Here is a 20,935-nt window from a genome sequence, read left to right on the forward strand (position 1 = left end):
TACATTAACAACATTTGGATGTCGGAGCCGTCCGGCTGCTTCTGCTTCACGGCGAAAGCGTTCTACAAATTCCGTATGACTCATAAATTGAGGAGTAATAACTTTTAGCGCGACAGGTCTTAAAGTTCCTATATGAGTAGCTAGATAGACAGCACCCATTCCACCTTGTCCAAGTTGTTTTTCTATTCGATATTTATTATCTAAGGTTTGTCCAACTAACTCTGCTAACAAAGACATCTTTTGCTCCTAACAAACTAAAGCCCAGCGATAGAACACTGGGCTATTATCAAACTTTCCTGATAGATATTACAAGTTTTAATTTTTTCTTTAGAATCAATAATTTAGTCTAATTAGCTTAAAAGATTCGTCCAAAAATAATTAAAAGAGCAAGAATTACATCTATTATTCCCATGACTTTGGCAAATTTTAATTTACCAGCAAATTCATGACCTAAGTTATATTGCTGCATTAAATCTAGTGCTTTATTTGCACGTGAAAAAGCTAAAGTACCAAAAATTAAACCGCCAATAAAAAAACCTATAATTGAAAAAGCCATAGAGCGTTTTGCTAGTTTTTTAATTTCTTCATAAGTTTGGGCTTGTTGCAAATCATACTGCATTTGTTGTCCGTAAACAGGCGGACTCATCGATTGTTGGTTATAAGCTTGTCCATAAGCTTGCCCATAGTTTTGTTGTTGTCCATATTGTTGGCCTTGGGCATAGGTTGTTTGTTGCTGGTTATATGGTTGTTGTCCGTATTGTTGATTTTGTTGAGGATATTGAGCCTGTCCATATTGCTGTTGCCCATACTGTTGATTTTGCTGAGGATATTGAGCTTGGCCGTATTGCTGTCCATATGGTTGTTGGTTGTATTGTTGATTTTGTTGAGGATATTGGGCTTGGCCGTATTGTTGACCATATTGTTGGTTTTGTTGAGGATATTGGTTTTGGTTGTATTGTTGGCCGTATTGTTGGTTTTGTTGAGGATATTGGGCTTGGCCGTATTGTTGACCGTATTGTTGGTTTTGTTCCTGATTATAGGCTTGACCATATTGATCTTGTTGTTGATTATATTGTGGAAGTGCTTGACCATATTGTTGTTGGTTATTATTGCCAAACTGTTGATTATATGGATTTTTTGGATAATTATTATCCATTAAATTTATCCTTCCTGTAACTAGTTGTTACTGCAAGTTTTCGTTATTTCAATACTGCTTTACTTAATCAATTTACAAAAGCATATCAATATATGCGTTAGCAATTAGATCATTTGATGCTATTTCTAAATAACGCATCAAATCTGCCACCAAACTTTTAGCAATATCAATGTCTTCTCTAGGGCTTAAAACATATTCTAGTTCTAAAAAGTTTCCTAACCCTGCTACTTGGTCTAAATGTATTCGGGTTTGCCCTGTTTTATAAAGTAGACGCTTTTTTTCTACTATTCCAATTACTCCTAAAGCTTTAGAAAGTGCTGCTTGCATAGCTAAAGGTTCAGTAGTTTTAGCTATAATGTAGCTAGATTCTTTAGCTTTTATAGTATTTTCCCTTTGGTAATGTATCAACTCGCCATGGTCGTCCTGGAAAATTCTTAATTTTAATCTACCATTTTGAGCAGGAAAAAATATATCTTTTTGTACTAATATTTCTTCTGGTGTGTCGCTAAGTGCTATTACTAGCTGATATAATTTTTGCCAATCAGATATTTTTGCTTTAATTTCTATATTTCTAGCTACATCTGGCATATATACTTAGTATTAATATTTGGCTAAACATTACATTTTATGTTTTATAACTGCCAAACAAGTATAATCTTTAACTACATTGGCTCAAAGCAATATTTTAATAAAATTTTTTATCTGCACGGATAGCTTGCACCATTTTATTGATGCTGTAATTATTTTTCTTATGGTAAAAGATAAAACCGTTTATTCTTGTCAACAATGTGGCTTTCAAAGCAAAAAATGGTTAGGTAAATGTCCTGATTGCGCTGCATGGAATAGTTTAGTAGAAGAACGTGAAACTAAAAGCAGTGCTGTACGCCTAGCACCTACTAGCACAATTGCTGCAAACTACCAAGATATTTCTAGTCAAGATAATAGCCGTGTTTCTACAGGTATAGTGGAATTTGACCGTGTTTTAGGTGGTGGAATTGTTCCAGGAAGTCTAGTTTTAATAGGTGGTGATCCTGGGATTGGTAAATCTACTTTACTTTTACAAGTAGCTGAAAAGCTTAGTCAATCGGAACAAAAAGTTCTTTATGTGAGCGGGGAAGAATCAGAAAAACAGATTAAACTTCGTGGTCAACGTCTTGGGATTGACCTAAAAATCTTTTTTTAGTACCTGAAACTTGCTTAGAGAAAGTTTTAGATGAAGTCGCCCATCATAAACCTTTTTGTATAATTGTTGATTCAGTACAAACAGTTTATTCAGAAAAAATAGATTCTGCGCCAGGGGGAATTTCTCAAATTCGTGAGGTAGCAGGACAATTTTTAGTTCAAGCTAAAAATAAAAATATTACAATTTTTCTAATAGGGCATGTTACTAAAGAAGGAATGCTAGCTGGGCCAAAAGCCCTAGAACATATTGTTGATACAGTGCTTTATTTTGAAGGGGAGCATCATCATAATCATCGGATTGTTAGGGCTGTAAAAAATCGTTTTGGCCCAGCTAATGAGCTAGGAATTTTTGAAATGACTGGCTCAGGGCTAATAGCAGTAAAAAACGCTTCTGAACTTTTCTTAAAACAACGTCCTGTTGGCGTTGCTGGATCTGTAGTACTGGCTTGTATGGAGGGGACACGTCCAATTTTAGTAGAAATACAAGCTTTAGTAACTTCTAGTAATTATGGTAATGGGCGACGGATGGCACAAGGAGTAGATCAAAACCGAGTAGCATTACTAATAGCTATGTTAGAAAAACGTGCTGGATTTCATCTATATGGAGCAGATGTATTTGTTAATGTTGCTGGTGGAATTATTTTAGATGAGCCAGCAGCAGACCTTGGAATTGTTGCAGCCATTATTTCTAGCTTTAAGAATATTCCTATAGAGCCTTCTATTGCTGTTTTTGGTGAGGTTGGTTTAGCTGGGGAAGTTCGTTCTTCTGCTCAACCTAGTGTTAGGTTAAGGGAAGTGTCTGCAATGGGTCTAGGCAAATGTTTAATGCCAGCTAATAATGCAAGTGGAATTGAATCTCCTAGTAATGTTGAGGTAGTAGCAATACGTTCTGTTATAGATTTACTAGATGAACTTTTTTGATAAATAAGTATATCCTCTTATATTCGGCTAATTCTTAGCTAATTCAGATTTTAGCAAACATATTTTACTTGCTATAATAAAGCAAAACCTACATAAAAAGCTTTCAAACTTAATAACAATAATAAAATACAATTAGCGGAAAACAATCAACCTGTCTAAAAATTATTCTTAAAGTGACTTTTCTAACTTTACGACCGGGGCAGTACAAGTTTAACAAATATTTGTGCTGAAAAACTTAATGAATTTTGACGTAAATTTAATCCGTTTTGGTTTTCTCTTAGCATTGGCTGGAGCAAGTTATTTTTTGCAACAACCAATTACTAATAGTGCAATTTTATCCTTTATAGTTGGTCTTATATTAGCATCTGGAATTATTTTTTTTGAAACTCGCATTCGTCGTGCTTCTATTAAAACTCTAATAGGTGGAGCTATAGGTTCAATACTTGGCATCATTGGTGCTTCGTTAATTGGTTTTTTAATTTCTGTACAAGGAGAGATTTCACATCAGGTTAAAGCTTATGTGACATTTTTACTAATAATGTTTATGGGGTATGTTGGTTTAATTGTTGGAGCTATTAAGGGAGATTACCTGGATTTATCAATTCTTGGTGGTTTATTTCGTAGCGATGGGACAGGAAAAAATCAACATTTAATCCTTGATACTAGTGTAATTATTGATGGCCGTGTTGCTGATATAGCCGAAACAGGCTTTTTAGGGGGTCAATTAGTAATTCCACAATTTATGTTACGTGAACTTCAACAAGTAGCTGATAGTGGGGACTCAGCCAAACGTAACCGGGGCCGTCGAGGTTTAGATATTTTACAACGTGTACAGAAAAATCATAACCTAGATGTTTTGGTATCAGATATTGATTTTCCAGATATTAGAGAAGTAGACCTTAAACTAATTGAGCTAGCTAAACAATTAAATGGCAAAATTGTCACTAATGATTTTAACTTAAATAAAGTAGCCCAACTTCGAGGTGTTGCTGTACTTAATATTAATGAGCTAGCTAATGCTCTTAAACCGGTTGTTTTACCGGGTGAAACAATGAAAGTCTTTGTCTTAAAAGAAGGTAAGGAATACAACCAAGGTGTAGCTTATCTTGATGATGGGACAATGGTAGTAATTGATAATGCTCGGCGTTCAATTGGAAGAAATATAGAGATTAGTGTCACTAGTGTACTTCAAACAACTGCGGGAAAAATGATTTTTGGTCGTTATATGGGCAGCGAAGATGGTCGCTCTACTCCTTCAGATGGACGTGTTTTGGATGGTCGAACTACTCCCCCTGATGGTAGGGTAATAGCACCAGAATTGCGTAACAATGAAAATCGTTCTATCTCACCAGATCGTGGTGATGTGCGAAATACACCTACAACACCAGTGCATAATTCTAGTAAATATCGTGTAGAGTAAAGTTAAAGCTCTCGAGTAGACGACAAATGAATATTGCAGTTATTCCTGCTGGCGGACAAGGCCGGCGTATGCAAAGTAGTAATACATCACCTAGTAAACAATTTCTGTCTCTAGGTGGTGTACCTTTAATAGTCCATACCCTACGACAATTTGAAAAATGCTCAGATATTGATGCAATTTTGGTTGCCCTGCCTATTCAAGCGGTAGATGATGGTGTTTTGTCTAAGCTGTGCCAAGAGTATGAATTAAAAAAAGTTCTCCCGGCTGTTGTAGGTGCAACGGAACGCCAACTTTCTATTTTTGCAGCTTTAGATTTTATTGCTAATTCACCGCTACACGAAAAAGTAGAAATAGTTGCTATTCATGACGCGGTACGGCCATTTGTTACAGCAAAATTAATTAGTAAATCTATAGCAGTAGCTCGCGAAACAGGCGCAGCACTTTGCGCTTTAGCTGCTACGGATACAATTAAAGAAGTAGTTAATGGAAAAGTTTTACGCACATTACCACGCGCTAATATTTATCAAGCACAAACACCACAAACATTTCGTTATTCATTGATTTTAGAAGCACATAGAAGAGCAGTAGCAGAAAACTTTTTTGCTACCGATGATGCAATGTTGATGGAGTGGATAGGCCACACAGTAACTATAGTTGAAGGTCTAGCAGAAAATATAAAAATTACTAAACCTGCGGATCTAGCTTTAGCCGAATTTCTTTTATCACAACTTAAAGAAGAATAGCTAGACTAATGAAAAGACAATATTTATGGTTTAATGACTATAAATTAAATCTACTTGCTAACAAAAGCTTTTATTGGTTGTTAGTGTTTGTATTAGCATGTTTACCTATTTTTTTCTTACTGTATGTAAGTTTTAATGCTCAAGCTGATGAGCTAAAACCTATTTTGGAATTAACAGATAACCAAGGCAAATATAACCTTAGCCCCTATTTAGACATTTTAGAAGATAAAGATAAATCATTAACAATTGATGACATAGCATCAAAAAAATTTGATTCAAATTTTAAACATAATCAGCAATCTGTTCCAACTCTTGGGTTTACAAAATCTGCTATTTGGTTACGCCTAAAAATAGAAAATAAATCTAGCCAAGAAAAAACCTGGTTACTTGAAATAAACTTTCCAAGGTTAAATCAAGCTCAAGTGTTTTTACCAAATAAATCTAGTGATGGGACGCTCTCTTTTACTCAAAAAACTATTGGTAGCTCTTTTGCTTTTTCTAAAAGAGAGGTTAAACATCAAAATCTGGTTTTTAAGCTTCCAATACCTCAACAAGAACAAATAATTATTTACTTAAGAGTAGAATCTTCTAGCACAAAAGTTATTCCTCTAACTCTTTGGCAGACAGAATATTTTACAGAAAATAACTTAAAAAATTTACTTTTTTTGGGTATTTACTATGGCATTTTCTTGGGCCTTATTACTTATCATATATTTTTGTATATAACTATTCGAGACCCTATTTATTTTTTCTATGTAATGCGTATTAGTACAGTTGGAGTAGTACAATTTGCATTTGATGGATTAGCTGCACAATATTTATGGCCTAATTCAACAAGTTTAACTAATCATGTTATACAAATTTCTGTTGGTCTTATTGGAGTTTGGGCCGTTTTTGTTGGAAGAACTTATCTTTGTTTAAGAGAAAACTTACCATCATTTGATAAACCAACTAAATTTCTTATTATTTGGTTTGCTTTGCTCACTTTTATATCATTATTTTTCTATCGTCCACTTGTTCCATTTTTAAATAACTTTAGTAGCATTATTTTATTATCAATACTTATTTTTGCGGCTGTTTTATGTATTAAAAAGAAATTTAACCCAGCCTGGTATTATTTGATTTCTTTATCAACTTTTGGATTAAGTGGAATTATTACGGCATTAAGAAATAGTGGTGTTATTGTAGATACTTTTTTTGTCCATTATATTTTACATTTTGCAACAGCAATAGAGGTTGTACTTCTTTCTTTGGGTTTAGCTGCTCGTATTAGAACGCTACAAAAGGCTAAAGAATACGCGGAAACCAATGCTAGATTAAAGGAAAAGGATGCTGAGATTTTTAGCTTACGTAATGTTGAATTAACACAAGCAAATGCTAGGCTAAAAGAACTAGACCAAATTAAAAGTACTTTTACCGCAATGCTTGTTCATGACTTAAAATCTCCTCTTTCTGTAGTTAAAGCTACATTAGAAATTTTGTCTGAAGATGAAACTGTTGATAAAGAAAATAAGTCTTTAATAGTTGCCTCTGAACGTAGTGTTAACAAAATTCTTACCTTAGTTAGAGAAGTTTTAGAACTCTACCGTTCAGATTCTCAAGACATAAAATTAGATTTTCAAGAAATTGAGGCTCAAAATTTACTTTATGATTGTTTTCAAGCTGCACAACTTTCAGCTACTTCAAATAAAATTCAAGTGGAACTAAATATAAAAGAAGAGTTGCCTAAAATTATTGTTGATATAGTTAAACTTGAAAGGGTTTTAGCTAATTTGCTTTCAAATGCAATTAAATTTACCCCTGATCAAGGAAAAATAACTATAGAAGCTTGTTTAATAACAAAGGAAAGCGAAACATTTTTGCAAATTTCTATTAAAGATACAGGTGAAGGTATTCCAACAGAAGCAATTCCAAGTTTGTTTGAACCCTATCGACAAGCTGAATCAAGAAAAAAGGCTCTGGTGTAGGGTTAGGTTTAGCTATAGTTAAACGTATTATTAATGCTCATAATGGAACAATTTCTATTAATAGCCAATTAGGTGTTGGTAGCACTTTTATAGTACAAATTCCAATAATGCCTAAAGAAAAATCTGACACTAGCATTTCACCCCTAGAAAAACCTTTAGAAAAAAGCTTTTCACCTAGTCAAATTAGACCAAAAATTTCTACTTCACCTATAGAAGAAACTAGAATCTACACAACCAACCAACCTCAAGCAGAACCAAAACCAGAAGTGTTAATTTTGCTTGTTGAAGATGAAAAAATGAATCAATTAATAGTAAAAAGACAACTTCAACAGTTAGGTTATAAACTTGATATAGCAGAAAATGGTTTAGACGCATTAAAAATGCTATCTAAAAAAGCTTATCAAGTAATTTTTATGGATTGTAATATGCCTATTATGGATGGCTATAAAGCTACAGTAGAAATTCGACGCTTAGAATCTGAACACAATAAATCTAATAGTACTAAAAAACATATCCCGATTATTGCCTTAACTGCTAGTGATGCACAGTATCCAGAAAAGTTCTTTCAAGCTGGCATGGATGACTTTTTAGAAAAACCCTTTCAAATTAACCAGTTTATAGCAATTTTAGAAAAATGGCTGTTTCAAAAATACCTACATCGTAATATTGACACTCCAAAGCCTAAAGGCATTGGATTCTTTTGGTCGCTAAGGAAGTAGTCAGAAAGGCTCACACCTACTGTTAGAAACAGTCCAACCGCTTCCAAGCCATAAAAGCATCACCCATCAGCACAACTTGCGTGGATTAAGGGGTGGCCGGTGTCAGCGGCTCTACTACGTCTAGCTAAGTTTTTCAACTTCACAGGTCGTAGATACTTTACTTTTCCTTTAGGAATAAGGAAATTGGGTTTAATTTCACCCTTATTGAGGTATTTGTTTAGCAAGTTAATTGCTCCTACCTCATCTCGAATGCCTACAAATTTACACTTTCTACAGTGATATTGTCGGCCTATAGGCTTATGTTTGTTACCACAAGCCGGACACGTCTTAGTTGTATAAGACTCATTATATTCTTCTAATTCTATTCCAAAGATGGCTAGTTTATACCTAAGATATGCTACAAATAATCCTAAACTTAATAACCCCATTTCTTGGTTTAATCTTCGGGATGTTTTATCTTTCTTCCCTCTATTTATTTGCGTTATATCACCTACTACTAGCTTTGATACTTCTTTTGCCTTACAGAAATTTACTAATTCATTTGCTGCTTTGTGAAGTAGGTCTTTAGTTTGATTTTCTGCTTTATTTAGTATTTTATACTTAGCTTTTGAAGTTTAGTCCAACGCTTAGAATGTTTTTGACAACGAGATTGAAGTTGAGAGATTTCTGCTAATGCTTTAGCTTTTCCTTGATTGATGCTTCTAAGACCTCGCCCTACTACTGCTAGAGAATCTTGACCATCTGTTACTACTGATAAATGTATTGAACCTAAATCACTTGTTGCTATTTTCTCATTAGCTGGTTTTGTTACTTCAACTTGATTTTGGATAGTCAAAAGCAATTTACCAAAAGCTAACTCTGCTTGTACTATTTTTCCTTCTGGCAAGTCTTTTGGCAAACGGATGCAAATTCCTAATTGTCTTTTTCTGCTGTGAGGGTCTATTCCCATTGGTAGTATTATGTAGTTATTCTCTACTTTTATGTGTTGGCCTTTCCAGATAGGGTTAAAGTAGTTCTTTTTCTTATATGGGTAGCGAGCGTGTTTTTCTCCATTTGCTCTATTGACGCGAGTTGTTTCAATATTTGCAAAGAATTTAGCTATTAATGCTTGGATGGCTTGACTGTGTAGGCAGAATTTCCTTGCAAAATGTTTTCAAATTGGGATTGAGTAGGCCATTTTTACTTCTTTTCCTAAACCACAAGTGCAGTTTTACCATTCTATTCCATAAGCGAGCCGCTTCTATTCTGGCATCTGTCATTTGTTGCCAAGTTCTACTTGGTACTTGTAGCTCTATTTGGATTACTCTATTTGCTTTCATTTTTCTATTATATTATGCTATTATTCTTACGTCAATATTTATTATTTATTTATTTCACTGCCGCAATTCATCCCACGCCTAAAGATTTTAGTATCTACACATGTTACATCGAATATTGAAAATAAAGAACTTAGCAGAAATTAATGTTAAAATTAAATCTTCTAAACAAAACACTTACAAATTTGTGTAGATACTAAAACCTAAAGACGTGGGTTTTCTTGCGGAAGATTTGTAAGAAGGCAGTTAAACAATCTTTTCCTAAGAGATTATAAGAAGTAAAAGAAATTGTTTAACTGCCTTCTACAGCATTACATATCTTAAATTAAAGTTCTTTTAATCATTCTTTGTAGACTTATTTTTAGTAAACATAACAGCAACAGAAATTTTACCGTCAGGATTTTTAACAGTTAAACGAACAGGAACATCTTTCTTAAGAAACATATCAATAGTTTGATTGGAAGAGGCCCCTTTACTTTTAGCTGTAGTAAAACGGGTTGCATTCTCATCAAAACTAAGTACAAATGTTTCCGTATCATCAATAATTAAAACAGCCCCTAGTTTAATAAATGAAGCTGCTGCTTCTAAAAATATAGTTTTATCCTCAAAAGTGGGATTTTTAATCACAGGTAAATCAGTAGAAGCAGGGTCAGAACCGCTACTCATCATTCCATTTCCAAAGAAACTTGTCACGCTATATGTAAAGTTTCCAGTTGAACTTGAACTTGTGGGGGCATTATCCATAAATGTGTTTTCGCTTCCAGATATTGACCCTATAAGATTTTCTGGTTTTATTATGTCCTCTATTTTAGGTACTGTTCCATCTGACGGTTGGGTTACTCGGTAGATATTAAATCCAGCTATAGTTGCCTCATCTGCTTTTGGTTCTATTTTTCTTTCAGCTTCATTTACTGGAGTAGTTTCATTATCTATTGTATCTACAATACCTTTTCTATTAAATCTTACTGCTACTGAGGTTGTTCCTTCAGGATTTTTTACTACTAGTTTTACTATATCCTTTTTAGTTACTACTTTTTTGATTACCAGACCATTTTCTGTACTTGCTTGTTTTTTAGGAACAGTAAAACGAGTTGCTTCAACGTCAAACCCTAATGTATAGCTTTCCTCATCATTTATTATTAATTTTGCCCCGTTTTTAATAAATGAACTAGCTGCATCTAAAAACACAGTGCCTTTTGCAAATGTTGGGTTTTTTATTACAGGAAGGTTTGTTCCCATTGGATCAGAACCGCTACTCATCATTCCATTTCCAAAAAATGAAGTTACACTGTAGGCAAAGTTATCTGATTGTCCTGTTGATGGCTTGTCCATAAATCCTGTTGCATCTGGAGGTAGGGTTGTTACTAGGTTCTCTTCTTTTACTAAATCTTCTACTTTAGGTAATGTGCCATCTACAGGCTGAGGAACTCTATAAACATTGTATCCTGCTATTTTTAACTCTTCTTCTGCTTTAACAATACCTTTAAGCACTTTTCCTACATTGGCAATAGATTCTGGCTCTAGTTCTTTTGCTCTAACTCTAACATTTTGAGGAGGAAGAACTTGACCTATAGGAGGAGGCTGGAAAGAAATTTCTACAAGTAGTGCTGGCTCAGGTAACTTGTTGGATATTTGGAAGTCGCTTTCCTTAGCTTCTGCAACCAAATTACTAGGAGGGGCAATTACACCTGTAGGAGGGGGAGTAAAACTTAATCTAGTTTCTATAACAGGGGTTGGATTAGCTGAAACAGCTTTTCTTATAGAAAAAATTCCGCTTGTTGTAGTAGTAATATTTCCACTACGATCAGTTGCAGTCATTATTACTTTTGCATCAGAACTTTCTAAAGTTATAGGTATATTCCAAACTAAGCTTCTGCTCTTTCCATCTAAACGGCCTATGTCATTGCTAAATGTGCCACGAGAAAGTAATGAGCCTACTACTGATACTGTAAAACCTGATAAATCATCATTGTCAGAAGCTTGGAAAGTTATTACTACAGCTTTTCCAGCTTCAAAAATTTGGCCTCCACTAGGATTGCTAAAACTAACTCTAGGCATTTCTAAATCAATACTTTCTGCTGTTAAAGCAATATTGGCATTTCCCCCATTACTTGTAACTACTACATTTCCTGTGATTTTACTTAAACTAGAAGGCTTAAATGTTACCGCTATAGAAGTACTTTCATTAGCTTTAAGCAAAGTATTTGGAATAGAGGAAATACTTAGATTATCACCTGAGATAGAAACATTTGTTATATTAAGGTTTTCTCCGCCAACATTAGTTAGTCTAAAGTTTCGTGTAAGAGTGCTACCTAGATTAACTTTACCAAAATCAATACTGCTATCACTCTGTAATTTAGCTGGAGCAACTGGAGGAGGTGGAGGTGGGTCAGAAGCTTCAGTAATAATTAAAGTAGCTGTGGAAAGAGCTAATGAAGCTCCATTAGTTGTCCCACTTAACCTTAAGTTAACAACCTTATCGCCTCCAGGTTTTTTATCATCAATAATAGGGATAGTGAAACTTTGGCTATTAACACCAACACCAAAATTTAGAGTTCCACTAGCATCAAAATAATTAATCCCGCTACTAGCATTTGCACCAGCACTAGTAGAGTAATTAACTGCAACTGCAACATTATTACCATTTGAACGAGTTAGAGTAATTCTAGCAACACCTGCTTTTTCACTTATTGAATAAGAGCCTTGTTCAAAAGCAATCTGACCTGGTTGAGCAGTATCTTTTTCTATAATAGTAACTATTGCTCTAGGAATACTAATAGTTACACCACTAGTAGCACCTGAGAGTTGAACATTAAAAGTTTTATTTGGCCCAAATGAGCTATTAGCTATTGTGTCAATAGTAAAAGATTTAGGAGCAGTGTCATTATTAGCAAAAGTGAGGGTTCCAGACTTAGAAGTAAAATCCCTACCAGCAATAGCACTTCCATTTGAAGTAGAATAGTTAACATTAACAGCACCAGTGTTGCCATTAGTACGATTAACAGAAAGTGTAACTTTTCCTCCCTCAGCAACACTAACAGCACTTACACTAAATCCAAGACTTCCAGCACTTGCAGCAACAGTTAAAGTATAATTTCTACTAACAGAACACCCAATTACATCAGTTGTAGTAATGGTAAAATTAAAAGTTCCACTAGCAAGAGGTGTTCCAGCTATTCCTTTTTGAGCAGCAATAAAGACAAGTCCTGAAGGTAAAGTCCCATTTGTTAAAGCAAAAGTATATGGTGCAACTCCTCCACTAGCACTAAATACTTGTGAATAAAAAGAGCTAACCTGAGCATTAGGAATAGTTGCAGGGCCAATTATAATATTTGGACAATTAACAACAATTGTATAAATGATAGTCCCAACACAACTATTTGTATCAGTTACGGTTACAGTAAAATTAAAAGTTCCTATAGAAGTAGGAGTACCAGATAAAACACCAGCAGTAGTAAGAGTTAAACCTGTTGGTAACGTTCCATTACTAACAGTAAAGTTATAAGGAGCGATTCCTCCATTAGCAACTAAAGTTTGAGTTGGATAAACAGTATTAACTATTACATTAGGCAAGCTAATAGGAGTAATGTTTATAGCTGCACAAGAAATGCTTATAACATAGTTACGAGTAGCCATACAGTTATTAGCATCGCTAACTTGTATAGTAAAGTTAAATATATTTGTAACAGTTGGAGTTCCTGCCAAAACTCCATTTGGAGATAAACTTAAACCTGTAGGTAAATTTCCACTAATCACTGAAAAAGTATAAGGGGTTGTTCCTCCACTAGCTGTTAATCTCTGGTTATAAGTAGTATTAACTTGTGAATTAGGTAAACTAGCTGGCGAAATTGTAATAGTAGGACAATTAACCATCTGGTTAAGAGTTGCTGAAGTACTACCACTAAAATTATTATCTCCTAAATATTGAGCAGTAATAGAATGTGTTCCTAGGCTAAGATTTGAAGTCGCAAAAGTAGCAACCCCAGCACTTAAAGTGCCTGAACCAATCATTGTAGAACCATCAAAAAAGTTAACTGAGCCTGAAGGAGTACCCGCACCAGGCATATTAACTGTTACAGTTGCAGTAAAAGTAACAGTTTGCCCCAATGTTGATGGATTAAGACTAGAGTTAAGTGTTGTGCTAGTAGTAGCTTGATTAACAGTTTGAACAAATATAGCTGAAGTACTTGCCAGAAAATCAGAGTTACCATTATAAGTAGCAAAAATAGTATGATTACCTGTGGAAAAAGAAGAAATAGGAAAACTAGCCTGACCATTAGATAAAGTAATAGGAGCTTGGTCAATTCCATCAATATTAAAAACAACTGAACCTGTAGGAGGAGTTGTTCCACTTTGAGGGGTTACAGTTGCTGTAAATGTCACTGTTTGCCCAAATACTGATGGATTTGGTGAAGCGGTTAATGTAGTTGCACTTGCTACTGTATTTGGTGTAACTACTATATTATCTACACCTGCACGGAAAAGACCTCGATTATCAACTTCTGCAAAGCGTATCCTTACTGTAGTACCTGCAAAAGGAGCAAGATTAAACGTCATATTGGTAGGATTTAACAGCATTGGATCATTTGTGTTTGTTGTAAACACATTAGCTAAAACCGCTAATGTATCAATTGGTTGCATAGGATCTATAATATCCACCCTATATTGCTGATTTGGAACAGTAGTATGATTAAGTATATTGGGACTAGGAGTAATAAGTGGAGCATTACTTCTGTAATAGAGAATAAAAGAAAGAGTAGTACTACCAGTTAAAGTTATATCTTGATAGAGTATATGAGTACCTGGCCCACCTTGATTAGTTGTTGCTGCAAATGTACCTTGAGGAGGAGCAATATTACCTGGGCCTGGGCCAGAGTAGACTAACCATGCACCATTACCGGTTTCTACAGTTGTAAAACCAGTAAAATTGCCAGCCTCAAAATCTCCATTAACAATGCTTGTTGGTGCTAGAGGAGCAATATCTTCCACATCAACAGAGCCACTAGCAAACTTAATAAAATCTATACTTAATAAATAATCATTACTTAAATCTAAAGAGGTTTTTGCAGGAGAAACTTTTGCAAAGTACTCACCTGTAGAAGGTATGCTAAAAACTGCTAGCCTGCTGACAGAATTGGGGAATTTTTTAGAAATAAATTGTGGAGTAATAGAGTCACCATTAGAATCAACTAATTCTAAATTTACTTCAAATTGTCCATCATTATCATTATTTACAGCCCCAAAGCTTATGGAAACAACAGAGTCTTTTCCAGCAGAGAAAGCAAAATTATCACTATCAAAGGAACTTGCTTGTATTTGACCATAAAAGAGATTAGCTTTATTGTGGTTAGCTTCGATGATGCTGTTATTAGGTTCAACTTCTGTTAGAGCATAATCTGTAGACTTTTGCATAACCAAGCTACGCATATTATATCCCGGTTTAACTGGTTCTTGGTTATTTTCATAAACTTGTAAAAGGAGGTTTTGATCTAGGGTCAAATTAGACTTAAGAATATATTTTGTATAAAGGGCGCGAGAAATAACTAGATCTGCTTCTATGGTTGATATACTTTGCCCCAAAGCAAATTTTTTTAATATATCTACTTCATCATAAGAAAAGCTCTCTCCAATACAACTGTCAATATAAAGCTTAGTTAAAGCCTCACTACGTTGTTGGTCAAGACCTACTTTAGTTTTACTACTGCCTTTTTGTATTTTGCTAAAAGCATCAATCGTCGATACATTGTTATTTTGAATTAGTAGCAACAGCAAAATAGCCATTGCAGAAAAGAACCATAACTTATTGTGCTTCATCCTAAATCTCCTTAAAAGACCCAATTTTTTACAAAGCAAATTCCAGAGGTATTTAAATAAGCTTTTTCAAAGTGCCACCCAGCAATTTTCCTAGCATAACTAAGGGGGCATCAGTATGGACTAAACCTTGACAAGAAATCAATTCTTAATAGTAGTTTTCTGGAAGAATTGCTGCGGTAGTTCTAAATCGCTGCTTATTTTTCTACGGACATAGCAGTAATAATGATTTGTACATAGGGTTTAAGCTTGTTAAACTGGATTTTACTTAATAGTTTGGTGGGTAGTAATTTTTAAGTGCTATTCTTAATAATAGAAGTACAACGTAAACTAAGTAATATAATATTTCTTTAGTTTATACTGCATTTACTAGTTAATTATTTTAGCTAGTAGATGTAATAATAATTAAATCAAGTAGTTAGTTATATTGACTGGTTTTATAGAGTTTTAAGTAACACTAGAGTATAAGCCTGGTTAATTTATTTACTCCTTAGCTACAATGTAACCTTCTTTAGCTTGTACGCTTAAGCCTAATTTACTTAATAAAACTTTCACCATACGGAATTTTCCATCTCTATGTTCATTGCTTGGGGTATAGGTAATAATATATTGATTTCGGATTTCTTCTGCTACCTGGGCATAAGCAAAAGTTAAATCCTGGGGTTTTAAAGGGGTATAAATATTGCCACCGCTTCGATAAGCAAAATTTTCTAACTCGGTTTCTGCTTTTTCTAATCTTTCTAACATTGCCGCTGCTTCAGCTTTTCTAGTTACTAAATGACTAGTAAAAGTATAAGTGTTTTTTAGCTTTTTCATCAAAATGCGGGATTCATTTACAATATATAAACCTACATTATTTTTTAATAATGATAAATAAGCTTGCTCTTGAGTAATTGAACTACCGTTATCATCCCCATCTGTTAGTATAATGATTATTTTGCGACCCTCTAAATTAGCTAATTTTTCTTTAGTTGCATAAAATAAAGCATCCCAAAGACAGGTAGCTTGACCTGGATGATAAAGCTTATTTATAGCTTGTTTAACATCTTCTGAATCTCCAGTCCAATCTTGAAGAAGTTCTATTTTGTCAGCAAATTGGATGATTGCAACGCGGTCAATAGGTCGTAGGAGTTGAGAAAATTTAATAGCCGCTTGACGAATGTTTTTAATTTCTGAATAAACACTTCCAGAAGCATCCAAAAGCAATACTACATTTACAGGTGCTTCACGTAGGTTAAAACTTGTAATTTGTTGAATTGACCCATCTTCAACTACAGTAAAATCACTTTCACACAGCCCTTTAGCTAACCGTCCCTTTTGATCTCTAACTGTAATAGGCCATAAAACCTCACTGGTTTTTATATTTACTATAGACTCTTCTTCCAAGTTACTAGATGAGGGCGTTTCTGGGCAGTTATTTTGAGCAAAAGTATTGATAATAGTTAGTAAACAAAACACATTAATAAGTGCTAATTGGCGAAGTAATATACTTATTTTCATATTATTTTCTCGTAATGTTAATTTATTAATAAATATTAATTAGAGTAAGAAATTGTACCATCTTCAGCAACTTTTACTGCACTTGAACCAAAATCTTGTGTTGAGAGAGTTTTAATAACGGAAATCACTTGTTTTTCTGTATCAAATTTGGGGCCACCAGGTTTTTCTTGTTTTAATGGATAAATTTTTCCATTCAAAAATTTTCCTGTTAAATCAATATTAGTTTCTAAAATTAGAGATAAACCTTTTGCACCTGTTAAGTTAAATGCTCCATAAGTAGCAAAATTACCTAAAGAATAAGCAATAAGGCGTTCTTTGTAAATTTCCATTCCACGAACTACATGCGGGCCATGACCAATTACTAAATCTGCTCCAGAATCTATTACAGCATGAGTAAACTTGCGTAAGTCACCTCTGGCTTCTCCTAGGTAGACTTCTTTTCCATGAGGGACATTTTGATGGGCTTCTCCCTCTGCTCCACCATGAAAGGAAACTACTACAATATCAGATTTGGTTACTGTGTCTGCAACCACTCGTTTAGCAGTTTCTACATCATTTAAGTTATAAGCTACAGAATTAGTAGCAAAGGCCACAAGAGAAACTTTTTTTCCTTTTATAGTTAAACTACCTATTGAGCCTACAGGCCCAGAATGAATAATTCCTAAAGTGTCTAAAACTTTTTGTGAACTCTCCATTCCATATTGCCCAAAATCAAAAGCATGATTATTTGCTAAGCTAATTAAGTCAAATCCAGCATCTTTAAGGTGTTTACCATAGCGAGTTGGTACACGAAAAGCATAACAATTTTTTGAGCCTTTACTACATTTAGTAGATTTACCACCTTCAAGCATCGGGCCTTCTAAATTACCAAAAGCTATATCTGGTTTAGTTAGAACAGAGGTGACTTCTTTAAGTAAATCTGCTCCGTCATTAGGTGGGAGCAACGCACCTTCGGGCCAGGTAGTCCCCATCATAATATCACCAACACTAGCAAAAGAAATAGTATTTTTACTAATTTCTTGCCCTTTAATTGAACTCATACTTATAAAACAGCAAATTAATATTAGTAAAATGACTAGAACTGACGCACTTTTGCTGATAAACATGGCAGTCTCCCTTGATTGATAGCTTTTTGATGTTTTAGAGTTCGATGTAGAAAAGATAAATTGATTTTAATTGACTCTTTTGTAAAAGACAACTTAGAGATTTTTGCTTTCTGAAAAAAGCCTTTGCTTACAAGTATTTTGGATGGTATAGTTAACTTACTTTCTTAGCTATTATCAAACTATTAAGTGATATGAGATAAATTTTTTTGATATTTTCAAAAAATTTATTTTGTTAACAAATAATTATTTTTCTATTCTTTATAACCACATAGTGGCTTTTGATAATAGACCAGCACTTTAAGGCTGGTTCTTATAAGCAACATATTTCTTATTTAATCAATCAATCTTTCAAACAACTATTGTTTATCTTCTTTAAGAGGTGACAGATGAAGTATCGAATTACTACTTTTTGCTTAGTTATCCTTATGGTATTTTCCTTAGCTACAATAAATTATGATGATGTTTATGCTGCTGCTAAAAAACCTAAATCTAGCAAAACAAAAGTTACCAAGGGAAAGCTGGCCTCTAAATATAAAACTACTAGTAAAAGTCGTCGTTCTAGCCGTTGGTCAATTCGTCAAGCCTCTGTGCGTAGCCGTAATGTTGCTTATAGACGTTCAATTACACGAGTTTCTTCTGTAAATAATATGTTGTTAAGTACTGCTAAAACATTCATTGATCAAGATGATTTAAGAGGAGAAGATTTAGAACTGCGCCGTGCTGCACTTTCAGCTATAGGTGATCATCCTGCAACAGTTGTAATAATGGATCCTAACAATGGGCAAGTTTATAGTATGGTCAATCAATCTTGGGCCATAGGAAAACCCTTTAAGCCTTGTTCTACAATTAAATTAATTACTTCTATTGCAGCATTAAATGAAGGTGTTGCTGAGGCTGATTATCCTGCTACTATTAGTGGTCTTGGCTCAATTAATATGATTAATGCTTTAGCTTATTCTAATAATCAGTATTTTCAATCATTAGGCTATCAATTAGGCTTTGATCAAGTTATTAATTATGCTCGTCAATGGGGTTTAGGTCCAAAGACAGGCCTTAATAATGATGGTGCAAGCCCAGGATTCTTACCAGAGTATAAAAGCCCCCAAGCTTTACCAAGAATGTGTAGTCATGGCGATGATATTGGCGTAACTGCTCTACAACTAGCTGTTTTAACCTCTGCTATTGCTAATGGTGGAAAAATTTACCAACCACAAGTTTTACGTACAGAAACAGATAAGCAAAGTTTTCAACCTAAATTACTTCGTACAGTAACTTTAACTGAAGATGTTAGGGAAAAACTTATTGAAGGTATGGTAGGGGCTGTTACTTACGGAACTGCTAGACGTTCTGGAGCAGCACCATTAAATGTAGCTGGCAAAACAGGAAGTTGTAATGGGGAAGAATCTAAATTAGGATTATTTGCTTCCTTCTCTAGTCCTAATAAACCTAACTTAGTAGTAGTAGTAGTTTCTACAGGTTCTAATGAAAGAGGCTTTGTATCAGCCAGTATAGCTGGAGAAATTTATAATAATATTGCTCATCGATTAGGGATTGAGAAAAATAACTCCATAGATTCTTTAGAATCAAAACCACAACGCCCAAGACGAGTTACAACTAACGATAATAACCTTTTAGAATTTGATGAAGAGGAAGAAGACGAAAACGAGGAATAACTATCTAAATCTTTTAGTAAAATTAGCAAAATAGGGCTAACATATTTTTTATGTTAGCCCTATAACTTTGTTAAACTATTATAATTGCTGGGCTTGTTATTCAATTATTTATAAGGCTTCTAGGGTTAAAATCTATAGTATTAATCTTAGTGCAAGGCTGTGAGGCGAAGCGACAGAGTTTTTTCTTAGCATTAAAAGAGTTTGTCACCCTTTTAAAGCTTAAAAAGATGTATTGATTATTACCTAAAGCTATAATCCTCAATTACAGTTATATTGGCCTTTTAGGTCTTAAGATAAAAATACTAAATCTTTTAAGTTACGTTGTACTCATAATTATGGAACTAAATAATTTACTCTCTAGCATAACATTTGTTAATAGTAATGATATGTTACTGTCACTAAATCAGTCTTTGATGGAAAGCTCATTTGTGGCTTTAGACATTGAAACCGCTTATTGGTGGGATAAAACTGCTGAACGAGTTTCCCTAATTCAATTAGGAGTGCCTAGGGAAAATGCTTTTGAAGTTTGGATAATAGATTGTTTTAGCAACTTAAACTTAAAACCATTACAAGAAATAATGATTAATAGCAACATTATTAAAGTTATTCATAATGCTAGCTTTGATGTAAATAAGCTTAGAAAATTATCTAATATTATTGTAGAAAATGTTTTTGATACAATGCTTGCCGCCCGTCGCTCAGGTGAAAAAGGTTGCTCACTTGAAGCACTAGCTAAAAGACACCTTGGAATTAGTTTAGACAAAACTTTCCAACGCTCAAATTGGGCTAGTCGTCCGCTATCAAAAGAACAGCTAAACTATGCTGCTAATGATGTTATTGTGACGCTACTACTTTATCAAAAAATAGCTGATAAACTACATTTAGGCAAATATAAAGCCCAAAGTCGTTTTAGCCATTATGAAGAACGCCCTATAGTTACAACGTTTGAACATCCTGTTCGTAACTTGTGCGCACCAATTCCAGCTAATGAGTTAGCAACAAAAGCATTAATTAAAATTGTTATGCAGTTTCCGGGTCGTTATAGTGTTCAGTCCTTGGCACATTGTTTGGGTAGAGATCGTGCAGGGCTAGCAGGTTTTATTGTTGATAACGCAATTAGCAAAGAAGCCTTTATTGACCACAAAGAAGCCTTAACCATAATTGCAGAATTAATTACCAAAGGTTACTTAGTTGACCGGGGTTATCGCTTAAGCATTGGTCAATCAGCCATAACTAAAGTATGAAATTTTTATTAAAGCGGGAAATCTTCACCAAAAGTTGCTTGTTTATTAAGCAAAACCTCGTGCATTATTGCTAAATTAATGATTTTCCGAAATGTCAAAATAAAAGATTTACAATTGAAGCAAAATTGTTGACAATCCATTAAAGTTATACATTAGCTTATAATTAATTATTTATGG

General features: G+C 34.2%; 13 protein-coding genes and 2 pseudogenes. 8 read left to right on the plus strand and 7 right to left on the minus strand.

Annotated features, from left to right (window positions below; genetic code table 11):
• Window positions 1–355: 355 nt before the first annotated feature.
• Together IPK14_00295 and cyaB are read right to left on the minus strand one after the other, a co-directional pair.
• The gene (locus tag IPK14_00295; protein MBK7991881.1) at window positions 356–1,156 is read right to left on the minus strand and encodes a hypothetical protein; all 801 of its coding nucleotides are present in this window, start codon (window positions 1,154–1,156) and stop codon (window positions 356–358) included.
• A 72-nt stretch (window positions 1,157–1,228) separates the two neighbouring features.
• Window positions 1,229–1,744 (minus strand): class IV adenylate cyclase, encoded by a 516-nt coding sequence (gene cyaB / locus IPK14_00300; GenBank protein ID MBK7991882.1) that lies wholly within the window; start codon window positions 1,742–1,744, stop codon window positions 1,229–1,231.
• 163 nt (window positions 1,745–1,907) lie between these two features.
• On the opposite strand from cyaB, the pseudogene radA reads away from it, so the two are divergent.
• From radA to IPK14_00330, 6 genes and pseudogenes are all read left to right on the plus strand, one after another.
• Window positions 1,908–3,259 (plus strand): annotated as a pseudogene (radA, locus tag IPK14_00305) (DNA repair protein RadA).
• A 238-nt stretch (window positions 3,260–3,497) separates the two neighbouring features.
• The gene (locus tag IPK14_00310; GenBank protein MBK7991883.1) at window positions 3,498–4,679 is read left to right on the plus strand and encodes a TRAM domain-containing protein; all 1,182 of its coding nucleotides are present in this window, start codon (window positions 3,498–3,500) and stop codon (window positions 4,677–4,679) included.
• A gap of 26 nt (window positions 4,680–4,705) precedes the next feature.
• Window positions 4,706–5,422: a 2-C-methyl-D-erythritol 4-phosphate cytidylyltransferase gene (gene ispD, locus IPK14_00315; protein MBK7991884.1), complete on the plus strand. Its 717-nt coding sequence runs from the start codon at window positions 4,706–4,708 to the stop codon at window positions 5,420–5,422.
• A gap of 8 nt (window positions 5,423–5,430) precedes the next feature.
• The gene (locus tag IPK14_00320) at window positions 5,431–7,389 is read left to right on the plus strand and encodes a sensor histidine kinase (GenBank protein MBK7991885.1); all 1,959 of its coding nucleotides are present in this window, start codon (window positions 5,431–5,433) and stop codon (window positions 7,387–7,389) included.
• A pseudogene (locus IPK14_00325) lies at window positions 7,365–7,493 on the plus strand (HAMP domain-containing histidine kinase). Before IPK14_00320 ends, IPK14_00325 begins: the two are co-directional and overlap by 25 nt.
• Before the next feature lie 3 nt (window positions 7,494–7,496).
• On the plus strand, window positions 7,497–8,108 hold the full coding sequence (locus tag IPK14_00330) for a response regulator (GenBank protein ID MBK7991886.1): 612 nt from the start codon (window positions 7,497–7,499) through the stop codon (window positions 8,106–8,108).
• Between the two features lie 59 nt (window positions 8,109–8,167).
• Here the strand turns inward: IPK14_00330 and IPK14_00335 are convergent, their stop codons facing one another.
• The 5 genes from IPK14_00335 to IPK14_00355 form a co-directional block, all read right to left on the minus strand.
• Entirely contained in the window at window positions 8,168–8,701 is a 534-nt protein-coding gene (locus IPK14_00335) for a transposase (GenBank protein ID MBK7991887.1), read from the minus strand.
• Complete coding sequence (locus IPK14_00340) at window positions 8,695–9,006, minus strand: hypothetical protein (GenBank protein ID MBK7991888.1); 312 nt, start codon at window positions 9,004–9,006, stop codon at window positions 8,695–8,697. The genes IPK14_00335 and IPK14_00340 overlap by 7 nt, the downstream gene beginning before the upstream one ends.
• A 754-nt stretch (window positions 9,007–9,760) precedes the next feature.
• The gene (locus tag IPK14_00345) at window positions 9,761–15,238 is read right to left on the minus strand and encodes an Ig-like domain repeat protein (protein MBK7991889.1); all 5,478 of its coding nucleotides are present in this window, start codon (window positions 15,236–15,238) and stop codon (window positions 9,761–9,763) included.
• Window positions 15,239–15,718: 480 nt separating this feature from the next.
• The gene (locus tag IPK14_00350) at window positions 15,719–16,735 is read right to left on the minus strand and encodes a VWA domain-containing protein (protein ID MBK7991890.1); all 1,017 of its coding nucleotides are present in this window, start codon (window positions 16,733–16,735) and stop codon (window positions 15,719–15,721) included.
• A 35-nt stretch (window positions 16,736–16,770) separates the two neighbouring features.
• On the minus strand, window positions 16,771–17,775 hold the full coding sequence (locus IPK14_00355) for a CapA family protein (GenBank protein ID MBK7991891.1): 1,005 nt from the start codon (window positions 17,773–17,775) through the stop codon (window positions 16,771–16,773).
• Window positions 17,776–18,227: 452 nt separating this feature from the next.
• Between IPK14_00355 and IPK14_00360 the strand changes: the two genes are divergently transcribed.
• Both IPK14_00360 and IPK14_00365 read left to right on the plus strand, forming a co-directional pair.
• Window positions 18,228–19,514 carry a hypothetical protein gene (locus IPK14_00360; GenBank protein ID MBK7991892.1) on the plus strand — a complete coding sequence of 429 codons (1,287 nt, stop codon included), beginning with the start codon at window positions 18,228–18,230 and terminating at the stop codon, window positions 19,512–19,514.
• Window positions 19,515–19,849: 335 nt separating this feature from the next.
• Window positions 19,850–20,758: a ribonuclease D gene (locus tag IPK14_00365; protein MBK7991893.1), complete on the plus strand. Its 909-nt coding sequence runs from the start codon at window positions 19,850–19,852 to the stop codon at window positions 20,756–20,758.
• Window positions 20,759–20,935 lie beyond the last annotated feature (177 nt).

This window comes from Blastocatellia bacterium (assembly GCA_016713405.1).
In the GTDB taxonomy this organism is placed as follows: domain Bacteria; phylum Acidobacteriota; class Blastocatellia; order Chloracidobacteriales; family JADJPF01; genus JADJPF01.